The sequence below is a fragment of the Zobellia uliginosa genome (assembly GCF_018860745.1).
Classification (GTDB): Bacteria; Bacteroidota; Bacteroidia; order Flavobacteriales; family Flavobacteriaceae; genus Zobellia; species Zobellia uliginosa_B.
On the sequence record NZ_JAHKPY010000015.1, the window covers coordinates 173,224 to 191,323 of the forward strand.

17 protein-coding genes and 2 tRNA genes are annotated in these 18,100 nt (G+C 37.4%); 3 read left to right on the forward strand and 16 right to left on the reverse strand.

Annotation, left to right across the window (positions count from 1 at the left end; all coding sequences use genetic code 11):
• Positions 1–43: 43 nt before the first annotated feature.
• From KO521_RS20215 to porV, 6 genes are all read right to left on the reverse strand, one after another.
• Positions 44–724, reverse strand: coding sequence for an SDR family NAD(P)-dependent oxidoreductase (locus tag KO521_RS20215; RefSeq protein ID WP_215941727.1), 681 nt, complete (start codon positions 722–724; stop codon positions 44–46).
• Positions 724–1,773 (reverse strand): M28 family metallopeptidase, encoded by a 1,050-nt coding sequence (locus tag KO521_RS20220; RefSeq protein ID WP_215941728.1) that lies wholly within the window; start codon positions 1,771–1,773, stop codon positions 724–726. The genes KO521_RS20215 and KO521_RS20220 overlap by 1 nt, the downstream gene beginning before the upstream one ends.
• 89 nt (positions 1,774–1,862) lie before the next feature.
• A complete protein-coding gene (locus tag KO521_RS20225; RefSeq protein WP_215941729.1) occupies positions 1,863–3,494 on the reverse strand; it encodes a pyruvate dehydrogenase complex dihydrolipoamide acetyltransferase in 1,632 nt (543 codons plus the stop codon).
• 8 nt (positions 3,495–3,502) lie between these two features.
• Positions 3,503–4,498, reverse strand: a complete 996-nt coding sequence (gene pdhA, locus KO521_RS20230; RefSeq protein ID WP_215941730.1) for a pyruvate dehydrogenase (acetyl-transferring) E1 component subunit alpha — start codon at positions 4,496–4,498, stop codon at positions 3,503–3,505.
• Positions 4,499–4,655: 157 nt separating this feature from the next.
• Positions 4,656–5,138, reverse strand: coding sequence for a cytidine deaminase (cdd, locus tag KO521_RS20235; RefSeq protein ID WP_215941731.1), 483 nt, complete (start codon positions 5,136–5,138; stop codon positions 4,656–4,658).
• Between the two features lie 74 nt (positions 5,139–5,212).
• The gene (gene porV / locus KO521_RS20240; protein ID WP_215941732.1) at positions 5,213–6,364 is read right to left on the reverse strand and encodes a type IX secretion system outer membrane channel protein PorV; all 1,152 of its coding nucleotides are present in this window, start codon (positions 6,362–6,364) and stop codon (positions 5,213–5,215) included.
• Positions 6,365–6,829: 465 nt separating this feature from the next.
• On the opposite strand from porV, the gene gldJ reads away from it, so the two are divergent.
• Both gldJ and KO521_RS20250 read left to right on the forward strand, forming a co-directional pair.
• Positions 6,830–8,500: a gliding motility lipoprotein GldJ gene (gene gldJ, locus KO521_RS20245; protein ID WP_215941733.1), complete on the forward strand. Its 1,671-nt coding sequence runs from the start codon at positions 6,830–6,832 to the stop codon at positions 8,498–8,500.
• Between the two features lie 70 nt (positions 8,501–8,570).
• Positions 8,571–9,848, forward strand: a complete 1,278-nt coding sequence (locus KO521_RS20250) for a UDP-N-acetylmuramoyl-tripeptide--D-alanyl-D-alanine ligase (RefSeq protein ID WP_215941734.1) — start codon at positions 8,571–8,573, stop codon at positions 9,846–9,848.
• A gap of 59 nt (positions 9,849–9,907) precedes the next feature.
• On the opposite strand, the gene KO521_RS20255 is transcribed toward KO521_RS20250, so the two are convergent.
• The 5 genes from KO521_RS20255 to KO521_RS20275 all read right to left on the reverse strand — a co-directional run bounded on the left by KO521_RS20255 (position 9,908) and on the right by KO521_RS20275 (position 12,669).
• A complete protein-coding gene (locus KO521_RS20255; RefSeq protein WP_215941735.1) occupies positions 9,908–10,732 on the reverse strand; it encodes a mechanosensitive ion channel family protein in 825 nt (274 codons plus the stop codon).
• 20 nt (positions 10,733–10,752) lie between these two features.
• Positions 10,753–10,938, reverse strand: coding sequence for a hypothetical protein (locus KO521_RS20260; RefSeq protein ID WP_215941736.1), 186 nt, complete (start codon positions 10,936–10,938; stop codon positions 10,753–10,755).
• 5 nt (positions 10,939–10,943) lie between these two features.
• Positions 10,944–11,516, reverse strand: coding sequence for an RNA polymerase sigma factor (locus KO521_RS20265; RefSeq protein WP_252730139.1), 573 nt, complete (start codon positions 11,514–11,516; stop codon positions 10,944–10,946).
• A 260-nt stretch (positions 11,517–11,776) separates the two neighbouring features.
• Entirely contained in the window at positions 11,777–12,076 is a 300-nt protein-coding gene (locus tag KO521_RS20270) for a hypothetical protein (protein ID WP_215941737.1), read from the reverse strand.
• A 518-nt stretch (positions 12,077–12,594) separates the two neighbouring features.
• Positions 12,595–12,669 (reverse strand) — tRNA-Val (locus KO521_RS20275).
• A gap of 430 nt (positions 12,670–13,099) precedes the next feature.
• Between KO521_RS20275 and KO521_RS20280 the strand changes: the two genes are divergently transcribed.
• On the forward strand, positions 13,100–14,470 hold the full coding sequence (locus KO521_RS20280; protein WP_215941738.1) for a c-type cytochrome domain-containing protein: 1,371 nt from the start codon (positions 13,100–13,102) through the stop codon (positions 14,468–14,470).
• 227 nt (positions 14,471–14,697) lie between these two features.
• Here the strand turns inward: KO521_RS20280 and KO521_RS20285 are convergent.
• The 5 genes from KO521_RS20285 to KO521_RS20305 form a co-directional block, all read right to left on the reverse strand.
• A tRNA-Val gene (locus KO521_RS20285) sits at positions 14,698–14,772 on the reverse strand.
• Positions 14,773–14,831: 59 nt separating this feature from the next.
• On the reverse strand, positions 14,832–16,040 hold the full coding sequence (locus KO521_RS20290) for a bifunctional folylpolyglutamate synthase/dihydrofolate synthase (RefSeq protein WP_215941739.1): 1,209 nt from the start codon (positions 16,038–16,040) through the stop codon (positions 14,832–14,834).
• Positions 16,037–16,978 (reverse strand): energy transducer TonB, encoded by a 942-nt coding sequence (locus KO521_RS20295; RefSeq protein ID WP_215941740.1) that lies wholly within the window; start codon positions 16,976–16,978, stop codon positions 16,037–16,039. The genes KO521_RS20290 and KO521_RS20295 overlap by 4 nt, the downstream gene beginning before the upstream one ends.
• On the reverse strand, positions 16,978–17,364 hold the full coding sequence (locus KO521_RS20300) for an ExbD/TolR family protein (RefSeq protein WP_155597740.1): 387 nt from the start codon (positions 17,362–17,364) through the stop codon (positions 16,978–16,980). The genes KO521_RS20295 and KO521_RS20300 overlap by 1 nt, the downstream gene beginning before the upstream one ends.
• A 10-nt stretch (positions 17,365–17,374) precedes the next feature.
• Entirely contained in the window at positions 17,375–18,067 is a 693-nt protein-coding gene (locus tag KO521_RS20305) for a MotA/TolQ/ExbB proton channel family protein (RefSeq protein ID WP_215941741.1), read from the reverse strand.
• Between the last annotated feature and the right edge of the window lie 33 nt (positions 18,068–18,100).

The window sequence follows — 18,100 nt, forward strand, 5'->3', positions numbered from 1 at the left end:
CAAAGAATACAATAAAGAAAGCCACCACAATCTTTTGGTTTGTTTAAGGCGTACTATTACTAACCTGCAAGAGCTTTCCGTTAAACATTTTATGCCCGGTTAGTGAGAAAACCTTTATATATTCCGCCATTTGCAAAGCAGTAATTGGCGCCTCATAACCAGGAAACGCTTCTTGCAGCATTTCTGTTTGAACAGCCCCCAAGGCAAGCACATTAAAGGAAGGGCCTGTTTCTTTAAATTCCTCCGCCCAAAGTTCCGTAAGGGTAATAATTGCTCCTTTACTAGAACTATATGCAGACAAACCTGGAAACTTTACACTACCCTGAACACCCCCCATAGAACTTATAGTTACAACATGACCATCTTTGGGCATTAGAGGAACAATCCTTCTTGTCATTTCGGCAACCCCAAATACGTTTACTTTGTAAACTGCTTCAAACTCTTCAGCTTCAGTTTCTAGAAAAGGCTTGTTGAGCAACCTTCCTGCATTGTTGATAAGAAGGTCTACAGATTTAAAGTTTTCATCCACAAAATCTTCCATCTTCTTAAAATCAGACGGATTACCTAAATCAAATGGAAAACTAAAAATTTTCTTATGCCCTAATTCAGAAATAGGTTTATCGTTTCTAGACAAGGCCAAAACTTGATGCCCTTCTTCTGCAAATAATTTAGCAAGCTCAAAACCTATACCTCTACTAGACCCCGTTATGATAACATTTGCCATTAGTTATATTTAATTTCTTTGGTTGATGCATTAACAACTCCCTCAATTACTGGGATACTCTTGTTTATTAAATCGGCCATATGTACAAAATCCATTTCTGAAAGCTCATCACCTACTTTATGGTAATGATTAAAGTTCGTGAAGTCAAACGTACTAAAAGTCTGAGACGGCACACCAAAAGACTCATGAAAAGGATAATTATCAGACCTTTTGAAAAGATTAAACTCTTTTGCTTTTGGAAGAAAACCCGCATAGGTTTGATCTGCATAGCTATTGACTACATCAGCCATGTTCGATTCTTCAAAGCCGGTCAAATAAGCCAAATAATCTTTACCAACCAACGGAACACCTACCATTTCATAGTTGATCATCGCATAAAGATTAAGATTTTCCTGCTTAAGTTTTTGCGCCAAATGTTTTGAACCGAGTAATCCTTTTTCTTCAGCCGTAAACAGCACGAACATCATACTACGCTTGTTGGACTTTGATTTACCGAAATAACGTGCCAATTCCAAAACCGTAGTTGTACCTGTGGCATTATCATTAGCCCCATTAGCTATCTTATCTCCGTTCTCTTCTGCAATCAGACCTATGTGATCATAGTGCGCACCAACGATAACAAATTCATTTTTAAGAGCTGGGTCATTACCTTCTAACATCCCTACAACATTAAAAGCAGGTGCGTCATAATCGGGAAGATTATCTCTATAAGTATCAAAGTAAGGCTTTATATTATTGTTGGAAAAGACATTTTCTATAAACTCAGCAGCCTTTTCAATTCCATCACTACCGGTATCTCTACCTTGTAATTCATCTGAAGCCAAAAAACTCATAATAGCCCCAATTTCAGTAGCAGTGGCAAATGGATTTTGCACCGCACTAACCGCGTTATTTATTCCGTTTATTTCATCTGCCTTTTTAGGAACTTCCATTAAGCTGCGATCAAATTGCACTGCTTCTTCGCTTTGTAAGGTTACCGATTCATCAATTTTGGAGGACCCGCAAGACAGGATCAACATACCGGTTAAAAACAGAAAACTTTTTTTCATAAGTGTTATAATTTAAGGTACAATTTAGAAATAAAAAAAGGCATCCCGAAATAACCGAGATGCCTTTATTATAATAGTTAGCAATCTGTTTAAGCCAGCATAGTTACCGGGTTTTCCAGATACGCACGTAATGTTGCTAAAAATTGGGCTGCAGTAGCGCCATCAACCGTTCTATGATCACACGCCAAAGTGACTTTCATTGTGTTACCTACAACAATCTGACCTTCTCTAACCACTGGTTTTTGAACTATAGCCCCAACGGAAAGAATTGCTGAGTTAGGCTGGTTGATAATTGAAGTAAATTCCGTTATACCAAACATACCCAAGTTAGAAACCGTAAACGTACTACCATCCATTTCTGCTGGAGTCAATTTTTTATTTCTAGCTCTTCCCGCCAAATCCTTAACAGCAGAACCTATTTGAGTTAAACTCAACTGCTCCGTAAATTTCAATACAGGAACAACAAGACCTTCGTCTACTGCTACGGCAACACCAACATGCACATGATGGTTGTAACGCGTAGTATCTCCGTTCCAAGTAGTATTAACTTGAGGATGTTTTTTCAATGCCATGGCACATGCTTTTACAACCATATCATTAAAAGAAACCTTTGTGTCTGGCAAAGCGTTTATTTGCTTTCTAGAAGCCATTGCATCACTCATATCTACTTCTATAGTAAGATAATAATGAGGAGCTGTAAACTTAGATTCAGACAACCTTTTCGCAATGGTTTTACGCATTTGCGAATTCTTAACCTCTTCGGAACTCTCTTCACCTACAGGCAAAATCACTGGAGCACTTGCAGGTGCAGCAGATTGAACAGCTGCTTTAGGAGCTTCAGCTTTAGCTGGCGTATAACCTTCTACATCTTTCTTGACGATTCTTCCGTTATCACCAGAACCAGTAATATTTGATAAGTCAATACCTTTCTCTTTGGCAATTTTCTTAGCTAAAGGAGAAACAAAGATACGCTGGCCATCAGCTACAGGTTTTGATGCTGAAGTTTCTTTGGCCACTTCCTTCTTAGGCTCTTCTTTTTTAGCATCAGAGGATACGCTAGCTTTAGCACCCGATGAAGGCTTAGCATTTAGCACAGCATCAACATTGGTACCTGCCGGGCCTATAATAGCCAAAACAGCATCAACGGGAGAAGATTCTCCTTCTTTAATACCTATATACAATAAGGTGCCAGTGTAGAAAGACTCAAATTCCATTGTAGCCTTGTCCGTTTCGATTTCAGCTAAAATATCTCCTTCTTCAACTGTATCACCAACTTGCTTTAACCAAGCCGCAACAGTACCTTCCTCCATAGTATCACTAAGGCGAGGCATTTTTACGATTTCAACACCTTCAGGAACTTCTGCAGTACCACTGGCATCTTCAGAACTATCAGGGCTACCGCTTTCTGAAGCACTAGCTTCCTCAACTTCTTCTTCCGCAGAGGCACTTGCGCTACCGTTCAATAGCGATGAAATATCCTCTCCTTCTTCACCAATAATGGCTAATAAAGAATCTACAGGAGCACCATCTCCTTCTGCAATACCAATATGCAATAAAGTTCCTTCGTAGAAAGACTCAAACTCCATCGTGGCCTTATCAGTCTCTATTTCTGCAAGTATATCGCCTTCCTCTACTTTATCACCAACGTTTTTCAACCATTTGGCTACGGTACCTTCTTCCATGGTATCGCTTAAGCGGGGCATGTTTATTACTTCTGCCATCTACTCTATTATTTATGTTCTACAAATGGAAAATCTTTCTGCTCATACACCATATCGTACAACTGTTGTACTGGTGGGTAGTCTGATTCATCTGCGAATTTCTCACATTCCAAAACTGAATCTTTTACCTTTTTATCTATTGCCTTTATATCTTCTTCGGATGCGTAATTATTCTCTTTTATAATATCAAGCACTTGGGTAATAGGATCTATCTTTTGATATTCCTTTACTTCTTCCTTGGTTCTATAATGCTGCGCATCTGACATAGAGTGCCCTCTATATCTATATGTTTTCATTTCAAGAAAAGTTGGTCCGCCACCAGAGCGTGCTCTTTCAACCGCCTTACTAACTTCCTGAGCTACGGTTACGGGGTCCATACCATCTACTGGTCCACATGGCATTTCATAACCTAGACCTAGCTTCCATATTTCCGTAGAATAAGAGGTTCTTTCTACAGAAGTACCCATAGCATAACCATTGTTCTCACAAATAAACACCACAGGGAGTTGCCAAAGCATAGCCAAGTTCAATGCTTCATGAAATGAACCTTGACGAACAGCGCCATCGCCCATATAACACAAAGTAACATTATCTCTACCTGCGTATTTATCACCAAAGGCCATACCAGCTCCTAAAGGTATTTGACCCCCTACGATACCATGCCCCCCGTGAAAACGGTGTTCTTTAGAGAAAATATGCATCGATCCACCCATACCTTGCGAGGTACCTGTAACCTTACCATATAATTCTGCCATTACTCTTTTAGGATCTACGCCCATACCAATTGGTTGCACGTGATTTCTATAAGCCGTGATCATACGGTCTTTGGTTAAATCCATTGCATGCAATGAGCCAGCTAGAACAGCTTCCTGACCATTATACAAGTGTAAAAAACCTCTAACTTTTTGTTGAATGTAGACCTGAGCCAGCTTGTCCTCGAATTTTCTCCAGAACAACATATCTTCATACCATTTCAGATATACCTCTTTAGTAATTTTTTTCATTGATGCTAATAATTTGGATTCGTGGTTACAACATCCCGACTACGCCATGCTTTTTCTCATGGATAATCAGAAAGGCAAAAATACATATTAAATCAATAGTTGAAAAAAATTGGAGTAAAAGGTTTGTTAGAATTTATCCTTAGGTTAATAAAACCTGTTACAAAAAGGTACTATCAAAGCCCAAAGGCAAAATATCGGCCATAGAATTACATTTAAAAACCTTACCTTTCTCCCCCATCATCATTAAAGTAATTGGCTTTTTTTGCTTTACCTCATACTCAGAAATCGCCTGTCTACAATTGCCGCATGGTGCTGCCGGATCAGTTAGTTGATAATTTATTGACGTTGCAGTTATGGCTATTGCCTTTACTGCAACTCCCGGGTATTTTGCACCTGCATAGAAAATTGCAACGCGCTCTGCGCAAAGACCGGATGGATATGAAGCGTTTTCCTGATTATTACCAATGACAACTTCTCCATTTTCCAGCAATACTGCGGCACCTACCTGAAAATTAGAATATGGAGCATAAGCACATTCCCTTGCCGCTACAGCATCCAGCATTAATTTATTATCTCCTTTTGAGAGCTCATCAATAGAGTCAAAAATGGTTAATTCAAAAGTTATGTTCTGTTTTTGCATACTTCTTTAGTGAGGGCTAAAAATAAGAAAACCTACCATATGGCAGGTTTTCTTATTATATGTTTTATTTAATCTCAATCATTATAAAATTCATCTCCCAGATTAAACGTCAAAGAGAAACGAAGAGAATTTTCAACTGGATTAGTAATTTGAGATGTAGAGAACAAGTAAGATAAATCTATCTGTGCGGATTTAAACTTGAAACCTGCCCCAAGGGTGAAATATTTTCTATATCCTTTTACATCACTTTCATTAAAATACCCTGTACGGAACATAAAAGCATCTTGATACGTATATTCTGCACCTAAGGCCCAAGTCATTTCTTTTAATTCTTCACTAAAACCATCGGGAGCATCCCCAAAAGACTTGAAAACCCCGCTTAAAAAACCTATACTCTGGTATTCATCATTATCTACTGAGTCTAAGCGACCATCTCCATTAAAATCTTGTGGGGTTGGGACTAATAACTTGTTGAATTCAGTTGTTAAGCCTATTACATTGTCCTGATCAAGAATAAAATCAAAACCAACACCAAACTTTAAATTCGTTGGAATAAAGTTGTCCTGTCCGTTTTCATCGTAAGCTATCTTACCACCTAAGTTAGAAATATTGAAACCACCTCTCCAACGACCATCAAATCTATTGTAGGCTATTTCTCTTGAGCGATAAAAACCGGCCACGTCTACTGCAAAAGTACTTCCCGGCTTAGAATCTACGTTATTGTCATTTTGAAACTTCAGGTTAGATCTTATGTACCTACCAGCCACTGCCATTGAAAACGTAGGACTCAATTTCAGTGAATAAGACCCATCAAAAGATAATTCATTAGGTTTTACTATTGTTCCCACATCATCAAAAGTCTGCCTAAGTTCAATATCTCCTAAAGTAAAATACCTGAGACTAAAAGCGAAAGCGCTCTGATCATCAATCTTATTAAAATAACTTGCATTTAAAAGGCCTATACCCGATATGGAATTACTCAAATATGGTGTATACCCCATTCCAATGCCCATTTTACGTTCTGCGAAGGCAAATTTTGCAGGGTTCCATTGTTGCGAATATGCATCGGTTGAAGTGGCAACACCTAAATCTCCCATACCAGCTGCTCTCGCATCTGCCGAAATATTTAAAAAAGGAACTGCAGTGGTAATAACCCGATCACCTATTTCCTGGGCCGATATTTTGCATGCGAAAACAAGCAAAACAAGAATTGAAAGTTTTTTCATTTTTTAATAGAGCTAAATTTAGTCGGTCAAATATTACAATATAGTGCTACCATCCAAAAATATATTAGATGTATTACATGTAAACGGCCATTTAAGGAATATCTTGTATTGAAAATGCAATATTTTTAAATTTCCGTTTCAAATTAAAATCGGCATACAAAGTACGCACATCTTTTGTAATTTCGCGTTCTTAAAAAAATATTAGGTTCTACCCGTGTTTTTTTAAGTAAAAGAAATGCGCGTGCTCATACTATAAAGCTATTTGTACCGTTATGATTTTTAAGGCGGCATAGGTTATTTAAAAATACGAAGGCCCCAGTTTGACAAAATAATTTTTGGCAAATAAAATATTATGTGCAAAACATCGTTTTATATGCCGAAAGTGACACTAAAAATTAATCAAAATAAAATAACCAACTGCGCTACCATTTTAGCAGTGGTACTATTTGAACTCAAGTCCTAATTATGAAAAAACAGTTTATCAAAGTTGTACTTTCTTGTGCAGTACTAGCGGGAGGTTTTACAGTTACCAGCTGTAAAAAATCCGGTTCTTCCAAAGACGTGTCGAGAGCCACAGGCTGGAAAATAAACGCCAAAGAAGGTGGTTTTCAGTACAATACGGATTTTAAAGAACAAGAAACGGCCCCAGGTCTTGTATTTGTTGAAGGTGGCACTTTCACCAAAGGTAAAGTACAGGATGACGTTATGCACGATTGGAACAATACCCCTACATCCCAACATGTACAGTCTTTTTACATGGACGAGACAGAGGTAACCAATGTTATGTACTTAGAGTACCTTGATTATCTTAAGAGTGTTTATCCGCCAGAAAATCCACAGTACGCTAACATATACAAAGGTGCTTTGCCTGATACTTTGGTATGGAGAAACCGTTTAGGTTTTAACGAAACAATGACCAACAACTACTTAAGACATCCGGCTTATGCAGAATATCCTGTAGTTGGAGTTAACTGGGTTCAAGCCACACAATTTGCGGAATGGCGTACAGATCGTGTAAACGAAGTTATGTTAGAAAGAGAAGGATATTTGGCTAAAGATGCTAAATACCAAGCAGCACAAGGTGAAGTTGCAGGTACTTTTAGTACTGAAGCTTATCTTAACAGACCCGAATCCGTTTACAATGGACAAATAGATTCTCTACAAGGAAATGCTAAAAAAGATAGTGTAAATACATTCGCTAAAAGAAGTAGCGGTGTAATTATGCCAGAATATAGATTACCTACGGAGACTGAATGGGAATATGCCGCACAAGCAAACCAAGGTACTCGTGAATACAACAACTATAGAGGTAGAAAAAAATATCCTTGGGAAGGTGATTATACTAGAAACGGACAACGTGTTGGACGTGGTGATCAGTTAGCGAACTTTAAACAAGGAAAAGGTGATTACGGCGGAATTGCAGGATGGTCTGATGATGGTGCCGATATTACCGCTCAAGTAATGTCTTACAAGCCTAACGACTTAGGTCTTTACGATATGGCCGGTAACGTTGCCGAATGGGTAGCTGATGTTTACAGACCAATAGTTGATGACGAAGTAAGTGATTTCAATTACTACCGTGGTAACATTTACATGAAAACGGCAATTGGCGAAGATGGTAAAGTAAACATTCTTAGAGATTCTGTAATGTATGATACCTTACCAAACGGTAAAATAGTTGCTGTTAATCTTCCTGGTGAGATTAAAATGGTTCCTGTTGATGAAGAAGAAACGTATTTAAGAACAAATTTCTCATCTAGTGACAACAGAGGTTACCGTGATGGTGACGCCGGTTCTTCTAGGTTCTTTGATCAATTTAGCGATGAAGATGAAGAACAAGATGATAACAAGAAAATGTATAACTCTCCAAAGCATAGTGTTGAGCGCGATTCAGCTGGTAAATTGGTTCGTAACTACGATCAATCCAACAACAGATCAACGCTGATCAATGATGAGGTAAGAGTTTACAAAGGTGGCTCATGGAGAGATAGAGCTTACTGGTTAGATCCTGCTCAAAGAAGATATATGCCACAGTATATGGCGACCGACTATGTTGGTTTTAGATGTGCCATGTCCAGAGTTGGCTCTAAGTCTAAAACCAAGAATAAAACTCCAAGAGGCAAAAAAGTAAGATAAGCTTTTAAAACATAATTTTTCTAGAAAGTCTCGGTACATAATGCCGAGACTTTTTTTATACTTTTACTTTATGAAAACAGCTCAATTGCACCGTATTTTTTTAGCGTTTCCAGAAATATCAACAGATACCAGAAAAATAAAAGAGAACAGTATTTTTTTCGCCCTGAAGGGTGAGAACTTCAATGGAAACAAATACGCTTCCGAAGCATTAAAAAATGGCGCTAATTACGCGGTTGTTGATGAAAAGGAATATAAGACATCAGAAAAACATATTCTAGTTGATAACGCCCTAACAGCACTCCAACAACTAGCTACTTTTCACCGGAATTATTCGAATGCAAAAGTTATTGGACTAACCGGTAGTAACGGAAAAACCACAACGAAAGAATTGATAAACGCTGTTCTATCCAAAAAGTACCGAACTATTGCTACCCTTGGAAACCTAAACAATCACATAGGAGTACCGTTAACCCTTCTCTCCATAAATGAGGATACAGAAATTGCTATTGTTGAAATGGGAGCCAATCATCAAAAGGAAATAGAATTCCTGTGCAGTTTAGCGCAACCAGATTTTGGGTACATCACTAATTATGGAAAAGCCCATATTGAAGGTTTTGGTAGCGAAGAAGGGGTTATAAAAGGAAAAAGTGAACTGTACGAATTCTTAATTGAAAATGGGAAGCATATTTTCATGAACGCAGATGACCCTATACAACTGGAAAAATTGGGAGGTTATATCAAAAAATATGGCTTTAGCACTAATAAAACCGAGTTTTATAAAATTGATTTTCTGGAAGCTAACCCATTTGTGAAAATATTAGTTGAAGACACTACTATGGAATCGCAATTAGTAGGGAACTACAATTTTACAAACTGCGCGGCGGCTATTCTAATGGGTAAATATTTTAATGTTGATCTGGATGATATCAAAACTGCTATTGAAGGCTATTCCCCCAGCAACAACCGCTCACAGATTATAGACCATAACGGACACCGAATAATCCTAGACGCCTATAATGCCAACCCGACCAGTATGACCGCTGCTCTCAAGAATTTCTCTCAAATGGAAGGAAATCATAAAATTGCATTTTTGGGTGATATGTTCGAATTAGGAAGCATTGCTGCCAAAGAACATCAAAATATAGCGAATCTAGCCAGTGAACTTAATTTTGACGAAACCATATTAGTAGGCGAAAACTTTAATGGCACGCACACCTTATTGAGTAAATACGATTCATTTGATTCCCTTAAAAAAATTCTGCACAATAATCAATTGCATTCAAAAAGTCTGATTTTAATCAAGGGATCGCGTGGCATGGCTCTAGAACGTATTTTAGACCTCATATAACTCTTTAAAACAAGAAAGGGCGGCACTCCCTAAAGTACCGCCCCAACTATCTATTACTACTACCCTAACTTAACTCGGTTTTCAACAATTTCCTTTATAGGTACAATTAGTTTTCCTTCATTCGTGTTTAAGGTTACACTAATATTGTCTATTGCTTCAATAGTCCCTTCTATATCGGCAAACTTTACTTTATCGCCGACGGCGTAATTTTTTCTAGCGTAAAAAGTCTTTAATAAGCTCTCTACTACATTTCTTGATCCTAGCCCTAGCCCAAGCGCAAACGCCAATAAAAATGCTCCTAAGATAAGAGTGAAGTTACTAGTGAACATAGAGGTATCTATGCCTGCCTGGTTTAGTGCCGTTATCGTTACAAAAATGATGATAATGTAGAAAACAATGCTACTTACCAACTTTCCTCCACCAAAACCCATAGAATCAAAGACACTCTTAAGAGCGGATTTTATAAGTTTAGCAGCGTAAAGGCCAATCATAAAAATGACCATTGCACTTAATAGTATTGGTAAATATCGTAGCAAGTTGGCTATCTCTTGGGAGATGATAGTAAGCTCTACAATGTCTGCGGCAACTATAATAAAAACCAATAAGAGGATGTATTTTACAAATTGAAGTAAAACTTTTTCAATATCGATTTTGACCTCACTGTCTCCAAACAACCTTGCCTCGTTTATTTTATCGGAAACCTTACTCAATTGTGCTACCTTAAAAATTTTCTTTAAAATAAAACGCACCACTTTACTAATTGCCCAACCAATAAGCAAAATAACCAATGCTCCTATTATATTAGGTAGTGCTGAAGCTATATCACTAACAATAGAAGTTAAGGTCTTGAACGTTAAATTTTGCCACTCTGAAACTTTATCCATTTTCTCTAAGATGTTATGCGTTAAATAATGTCGGGGTTGGTTTTGAAAATATCTTCTATGGCAGACTTATAATTGCATGTAAACAAACTTGCCATATCCATGACAAGTTTAGCCGAAGCTATATCATCCATAACCTTCTTTTTCAAATGTGGAGGAACCTCATGTAGCGAGTCCTCCATTTCCTTAAATGGGTTTTTCTTTTCCATAGACGTTATGGTATTTTATTATAAGCTTCCACTATGCGTGATTTAGCTCGTTTCAGCCGCATTTTTACTGCACTTTCACCAACATCTAAAATTGAAGTTAGTTCCTTTATTGATATATCGTCTTGATACTTTAAAAGCAATATTTTTTTATCCTCAGGAGCTACTAATTCCAAGGCTTTTTTAAGCTTTTCCGCACGCATATTGGCTATCTCTTGATCATCATCCAAAACCGCAATAGGTTTTGTTGATTGGGAAATAGAGTCAGATTTGTCACTCATTAACCGCTGCTTGTTCCGGTTTACATAATTCACACAAAAATTATAGGTGAACGCATATACCCAAGTAGAGAATTTTGATTTCCCTTTAAAGCTGGACAATTTAACAAAAAGCATCAAGAAAACATCTTGTGTCAAATCTTGAGCTTCTGCTTGTGAGTTGGAAAAACTGTAACATTTATTATAAACCCTTTGCGCGTACCTGTCGTAAAGCACAGCAAATAACATGGCATTGTTATGCCTTGCTATTTTTCGCACGAGCTCTTCATCCGACATTGATTCCGGTACTACTTCTGTTTCCAATATTAGGTTGGGTTGCTAGTTACTTAAATTGCGATACATAAATTGAATATAACTCCCTTTATGAACCTTAACAGATTTATCAACGAAATGCAAAGGTAAAAATATACCATCAAGAACAACCTTCTAAATCAAAAAGTAATTTTCAAGGCATCCTTTTTTTTAACCAAAACAAGGGATTGCTATATAAATCAAAGAACGTTTGAGCCATGTTTATGTCTAGGCTACGTATATATAAAAAAACCGATTATTATACGAACAAACTATGAGACATTCAACTTTTCATGTCTTCTTCGGTAAGTTCGCTCAATCTTTTCTATCCTAACTCTTCTTTCCTTCTCTTTTACTAGATTTAAAGACTTTTTCTCTTTAGCCAAAACCTCATCCGTGTGGCCTGAAGGTTTAGCCTTTTGCAAAACAGTATCATTCGCAGAACTTAGGGGTTCTATCTCCTTAGTTACAGCGTTTGATGAAAAAAGAATATTGGGCAACATTACAACCATTCCTAATAAAAAAATGGCAATACTAATACTGAAAAAAATAAATACAAGATCATTCATCATATAGTAATTTAGTTAGTCTATATAATTAGACCCAACAATTGGCAAAAAGTCACACCAATTACAATAAAAAAAACAAATACTATATCTAAAAAGATGATTGCCAAAGAAAGAAAGACAATAGAAGAAAAAAATAGGATTTCTAATAGAGAAATATTACTCTACTCTCTCTTTTATATTTGTTCTAGACCTCACCTTATTTTGTGATTTTGAAGATTCCATTCCTTCCTTAATATACTTTTTAGAGGATATTACCGAAGGAATCACAAACAATACAATGACCAAGAAGATGATCAAACTGATTGCTAAAAGCAGAATAAAAGGGTTAAACACAATTAGGAATTAACGGGTTATATATTTATATGAAACTGTATAAGCCAAAAAGTCACTAAAAAGGAGAAAAAAATAGATATTTCCCTAAATTAAGAGCAAAAAGAGCCTTTTTAGGCAATTAAAGAGAGAAAAACTAAGTATTCGCTAAATATGTAGAATTTGGAATAACAAAAAGAGAAGAAATACTGTGGGTCATACTGGATTCGAACCAGTGACCTCTGCCCTGTCAAGGCAGCGCTCTAAACCAACTGAGCTAATGACCCCAAAATAGTGGGTCAAAGGTAAAATTATTTTTGGATTGAGAAAATATAAATCACAAGGTGAAGCTTAAAGATTTCTTACTTAAGAAGCCTATTTTTTTTGTTAACAGTTCACATAACCGTTAATCAAACATAAATAAACTCAAAACGATTACATTTATAAGTAAATGATTTTATGGTATTTACATATTTATTTAATATACAAAAACTTTACATGGCCAAAATTGACCATTTGTTGCCCTATTGGTAACATAAGTAATATGTATTTTGCGCAAACCGTATTAGATTTACTCCATTTCATTAAAGATTATCTTAATATTTTAAAAGAAGTGTTGACTACAGTTCTTTTTTTAAGTAATTGAATTAGTCATATGAAATCGATAATTTGTTTATACACGCTCAACCAGAATAAAAAGATTAAGAACCTATAATTATGATTGCATTAGAATTCACAACTTTTTTAGGTCGTTTCCATCCGCTGTTCGTACACCTTCCCATAGGATTTTTATTTCTGGCCATTGTATTGGAATGGTACGAAAGTTTTAGAAAGACCGAAGTTAAAAGCAAATTAATTCCAATAGCATGGTTATTAGGAGCCGTAAGTGCCACAGGAGCTGCCGTTACTGGCTGGTTTTTGGGAGAGACAGGTTTATACGAAGAAGAATATCTATTTTCTCACCGTTGGCTTGGTGTAGCCCTTGTTGTAGTTGCGTTTGTAGGATGGTATATAAAAAGCAAACCCAAAGCTTTCCCTGTTAAATTACAACATGGTTTCAATATACTACTCTTAGCGATGCTCTTCATTGAAGGACACAAAGGAGGAAATTTGACGCATGGTGAAACCTATTTAACAGAATACGCACCTGCACCAATCCAGAAACTTATTGGCGGTACAGGAAACAAAGACGTACTTCCTGAATTTGGCACCCCAGATTCCGTTCAGGTCTATGCAGATTTAGTTGCTCCTATTTTTGATGCGAAATGTATAGGTTGCCATAATGCTGAAATAAAAAGAGGCGGACTCAATATGAGCCATCCCGATTCCTTAAGAATGGGTGGCGAGAGCGAGAACGTCATTGCAGCTGGCAATACGGAAGGAAGCGAATTATTCAAAAGAATTACACTTCCGCCTAAGAATATAAAATTCATGCCACCTACGAACAACGCTCTTACTTATGATGAGATTAAAACTGTAGAATGGTGGATAGAGCAAGGAGCACCTTTTGAAGGTTCACTTGCAAGTTTGAAGGTTACCGAAAACATTAAGCCTATTCTACTTAGAAGATATGGTATTGACACAAACCCAAAACCATGGTACGAAACGGTACAGCTTCAAAAACTAGACAGCATGCAACTATCCAGTTTGGTTCAAACCGGTTTTGAAGTTAAAACTTTAGGCCCTGACAATTCGCTATTAGACATCAAGTATTCCGGATCGGACCTTACCAAAGAGAAACTATCTGAACTTGAAAATGTAAAAGAATATATTACCTGGTTATCTTTAGCTAACAGTAATGTCTCAGATGAATTACTGTCTAGCGTTTCACAATTCACTAACCTGACTCGTTTGGAATTGGAAAAAACGGCAATTTCAGATAAAGGAGTAGCACATTTATCTGAATTGGAGCATTTAGAGGCACTAAACCTATACGGTACCAAAGTAACCGATGCCTGCCTGCCCTACATAGAGAAAATTAGCAGCCTTAAGCGTGTTTATCTCTGGCAAACAGGTGTAAGCCCACAAACCGCCAAAAGCACTCAAGAGAACAACGAGAGATTGAAAATCGTAATCGGGAAGGGCTAAATAAGATGGTGTGAGTTTTATAGATTAAAAATGACATCCAATTAATTGGATGTCATTTTTTTACAGAATAAACTATACATTATTCTCAAAATATTCTTTTAACAGAGCGGATATAGCTTGAGAAAATCCGACATAGTATCTGCCCAAGGTTTCTGAGTATAATATGCAGGTTACAAATGCCATAAAACGAAAAAATCCCCAAACATATTAATGCTTGAGGATTCTTGTGGGCAATGAGGGATTCGAACCCCCGACCCCCTCGGTGTAAACGAGGTGCTCTGAACCAACTGAGCTAATTGCCCTAAAAGGTGTGCAAATATAAGACTGTTTTTTACTTCTCAAAAGAAAAAAGCAAAAAAAATTAAATCACTTCCGAAACAGTGAACGTACTACCTCCTAAATAGATGAAATCTTCTGGCTCTGCATCTGCCAAAGCAGCACGGTAAGCAGCATCAACAGTGTTGAAGCTTTTACCTATTAAACCAAATTCCTTTGCTTTGTCTACCAACTCTTTAACCTCTAATCCACGAGAAATTTGAGGAGAAGCAAAGTAGTATTCGGCATCTTTAGGAAATATGGGCAGTATAGCATTCAGGTCCTTCCCTTTTACAAAACCAAGGACAAAAAATAATTTTTTAAATTTTTGTTTCTTCACCTGGTTTACCACAATAGATAGTCCTTCTTTATTATGGGCGGTATCACAAATCACTTTTGGATTATCCTGCAACTGTTGCCATCTACCCATTAGACCCGTATTTTGAACCACCTTAAGAAGCCCTGAACGTATTTGCTCATGAGTTACATTAAAACTAAGTTGTCGCACAGTAGCTAATACGCCTTTTATGTTCTTTTCCTGATATGCTCCTAAAAGCGAAGTTTCAAAAACCTCATCTATTTCTTTTTCAGCATAAACGAGTTTGGCATTCTTCAATTCCGCTATATTCTTAAAAGTTTCCGCAGTTTCAAATTGATACTCACTAATGACCACAGGAGTACTTTCTTTGATAATTCCAGCTTTCTCAAAAGCTATCTTAGCCAATGTATCTCCCAACATATCTACATGATCAAAACCAATGTTGGTTATAAGACTTACTTCTGGCGTAATAATATTAGTAGAATCCAACCTTCCTCCTAAACCAACCTCAACGACTGCGATCTCAACTTTTTGTTTGGCAAAATAGTCGAACGCCATACCCACGGTCATCTCAAAAAAAGACAGCTGATGATTTTCAAAGTAGGATTGATTGTTAGCTATGAATTCAACTACAAAACTTTCAGCAACACATTCACCATTTATACGTATACGCTCTCTAAAATCTTTTAAATGAGGGGAAGTGTACAAACCAACTTTATAACCCGCTTCTTGAAGAATGGATGCCAACATATGACTGCTAGAACCTTTGCCATTGGTTCCACCAACATGGATGCTTTTGAATTTATTTTCTGGATTACCTAAATAGTTTGCGAGATTGCGAATACCATCAAGTTTGGCATTATAGGCTTGCTTTCCTTTTTGTTGATACATTGGAAGTTGCGCAAACATCCAATCCAAAGTTTCCTGATAGGTCACTCTCCTAATTTAAAGTTTACTACAACAAAACCTACTTGTTGACTAGGCGCATTAGAATCCAAGTTCCACTTATGTTTAAAAGCGGTTTTCTTTGCAGGATCCAGTAAACAAGGACTATTATTCGTAGTCCCCTTAACGCCTGGTGTAGCGCTAATAACATTTCCATTTCGGTCTACAATGATTTTCACCACTACCCTACCCTCTTCGTTACATTGTTGCTTTACCTGGCCTTTTCCGACCAAAGAACGGCCGTTAAGCCCATACCCTCCTGTTCCGCTGCCAGAACCTGGACTACCATAATAACTAGTAGCGTATGGATCTCCATCTTGTTGACCTTTATCACCTGCTCTGTTGTCATCACCTTCACTACCTGAAGCATTACCGTCAGATTTACTTATACCTCCAATAAGCGCATCAAGTTTTTTCTTTTTGGCTTCTTGTTCTTTACGGGCCTTCTCTTCTGCAGCCTTCTTTTCTTGAGCTTTTTTAGCTGCTTCGGCTTTTGCTTTTTTCTGAGCATCTTCAGCCTTTTTCTTTGCGGCCTTTGCAGCTTCTTCAGCTTTCTTTTTGGCTTCTTCTGCTTTTTTAATTTTGATAGACTCTTCGTTCTCCTGTGTCAATACCTTTTCCGCTGGTGCTTCTTCCGCAACTACTTCTTCGGGCACCTCTTCTGCAACTTCTTCTATTTCTTCAACGACTTCTTCTTGTTTTGAAGGTTCTACGGGTGGTGTTTCCAAAGGTTCCGAACGAATCTTTTCTTTTGGCTGTACCGTACCACTCCCAAAATCCGTAGTTCCGAAATTAACAGAAATTCCGTTTTCGATAGGTGGGTCCATATAAGTAAGGCCTATATAGAACAATACAAGCAGGAGTACACTTAATAAGAATGTAGTAAGTGTAAATGACTTTTTTTTGTGTCTCGTGTCTAGGAATGACATTAATTGGGTCGCACAGCCAAGATAACCTTATAACTATTTCTATTGGCAATATCCATAACGTTAACCGCCTCTTTGATGGCAACGCTCTCTTCTGCCCTTAAAATAATAGTGGGTTTGTCCTGCCCTTCTAGTGCCTTTTTAAGTTCAATTTCTATGTATTCTCCGTTAATTTTCTCGTTGTTAACGTAGTACTGTAAGTTCTTATCTATACTTACTGAAACGTTTTGAGTATTTGTAGACTTTCCTTTGGCCTTAGGCAATAGTAAATCTAAAGCGTTTGGAGAGTTTGCTGTAAGCATAAAGAATATCAATAACAGAAATACAATATCTGTCATTGAAGACATGCTAAAATCCGGACTAACCTTGTTTCTTCCCTTTAATTTCATGTCGTGTGAATTATAAAGGTTCGTTCAACAAGTCTAAAAACTCTACGGCATTAGCCTCCATTTTATGAACCACTTTATCGGTTCTGTTCACTAAGTGATTGTAACCTATATAGGCTATAATACCAACAATAAGTCCAGCAACAGTTGTTGTCATGGCCGTATAGATACCTGAAGCCAGAGAGCCCATTTCCGCTTGACCTCCACTAGTTGCCATTTCATGGAATGCCAATATCATACCTATTACCGTTCCCAAAAATCCGATCATTGGCGCAGCACCGGCTACGGTTGCCAAAATACTAACGTTCTTCTCCAGTTTATAAACCTCTAAGGTGCCTGCATTTTCAATTGCGGTGTTGATGTCGTCCAATGGCTTTCCTATTCGGGAAACCCCTTTTTCGGTTAATCTAGCCACCGGCGAATCAGTCTGCGCACAAAGTAGTTTTGCCGCTTCCAATTTACCACTGGTTACGTAGTCCCGAATTTGATTCATAAAATTGCTATCTATCTTAGAGGCCGCCTTAATAGCGAAAATCCGCTCAAAGTATATATAGAGAGCAATAAACAACATGATAAAAAGTACCGTTATAATAAGCACACTACCTGTTCCGCCATTAAATATCAAATCGATAACGGAAAGTGTCTTTTCTTCTGACATAACATCCCCTGTTGCAGGATCTTGAGCCATATCTTGAAATAACATCATAAAATTTATAGGTATTAGAGTTGCCTCTATAAC

Coding starts and splice junctions, on each gene's coding strand:
- KO521_RS20270 (WP_215941737.1), bottom strand. CDS start 12,076: ATGATGAATGATCTTGTATTTATTTTTTTCAGTATTAGTATTGCCATT.
- KO521_RS20295 (WP_215941740.1), bottom strand. CDS start 16,978: ATGTCATTCCTAGACACGAGACACAAAAAAAAGTCATTTACACTTACT.
- KO521_RS20215 (WP_215941727.1), bottom strand. CDS start 724: ATGGCAAATGTTATCATAACGGGGTCTAGTAGAGGTATAGGTTTTGAG.
- KO521_RS20220 (WP_215941728.1), bottom strand. CDS start 1,773: ATGAAAAAAAGTTTTCTGTTTTTAACCGGTATGTTGATCCTGTCTTGC.
- pdhA (WP_215941730.1), bottom strand. CDS start 4,498: ATGAAAAAAATTACTAAAGAGGTATATCTGAAATGGTATGAAGATATG.
- gldJ (WP_215941733.1), top strand. CDS start 6,830: ATGAAAAAACAGTTTATCAAAGTTGTACTTTCTTGTGCAGTACTAGCG.
- porV (WP_215941732.1), bottom strand. CDS start 6,364: ATGAAAAAACTTTCAATTCTTGTTTTGCTTGTTTTCGCATGCAAAATA.
- KO521_RS20260 (WP_215941736.1), bottom strand. CDS start 10,938: ATGGAAAAGAAAAACCCATTTAAGGAAATGGAGGACTCGCTACATGAG.
- KO521_RS20300 (WP_155597740.1), bottom strand. CDS start 17,364: ATGAAATTAAAGGGAAGAAACAAGGTTAGTCCGGATTTTAGCATGTCT.
- KO521_RS20305 (WP_215941741.1), bottom strand. CDS start 18,067: ATGATGTTATTTCAAGATATGGCTCAAGATCCTGCAACAGGGGATGTT.
- KO521_RS20280 (WP_215941738.1), top strand. CDS start 13,100: ATGATTGCATTAGAATTCACAACTTTTTTAGGTCGTTTCCATCCGCTG.
- KO521_RS20250 (WP_215941734.1), top strand. CDS start 8,571: ATGAAAACAGCTCAATTGCACCGTATTTTTTTAGCGTTTCCAGAAATA.
- KO521_RS20225 (WP_215941729.1), bottom strand. CDS start 3,494: ATGGCAGAAGTAATAAACATGCCCCGCTTAAGCGATACCATGGAAGAA.
- KO521_RS20255 (WP_215941735.1), bottom strand. CDS start 10,732: ATGGATAAAGTTTCAGAGTGGCAAAATTTAACGTTCAAGACCTTAACT.
- cdd (WP_215941731.1), bottom strand. CDS start 5,138: ATGCAAAAACAGAACATAACTTTTGAATTAACCATTTTTGACTCTATT.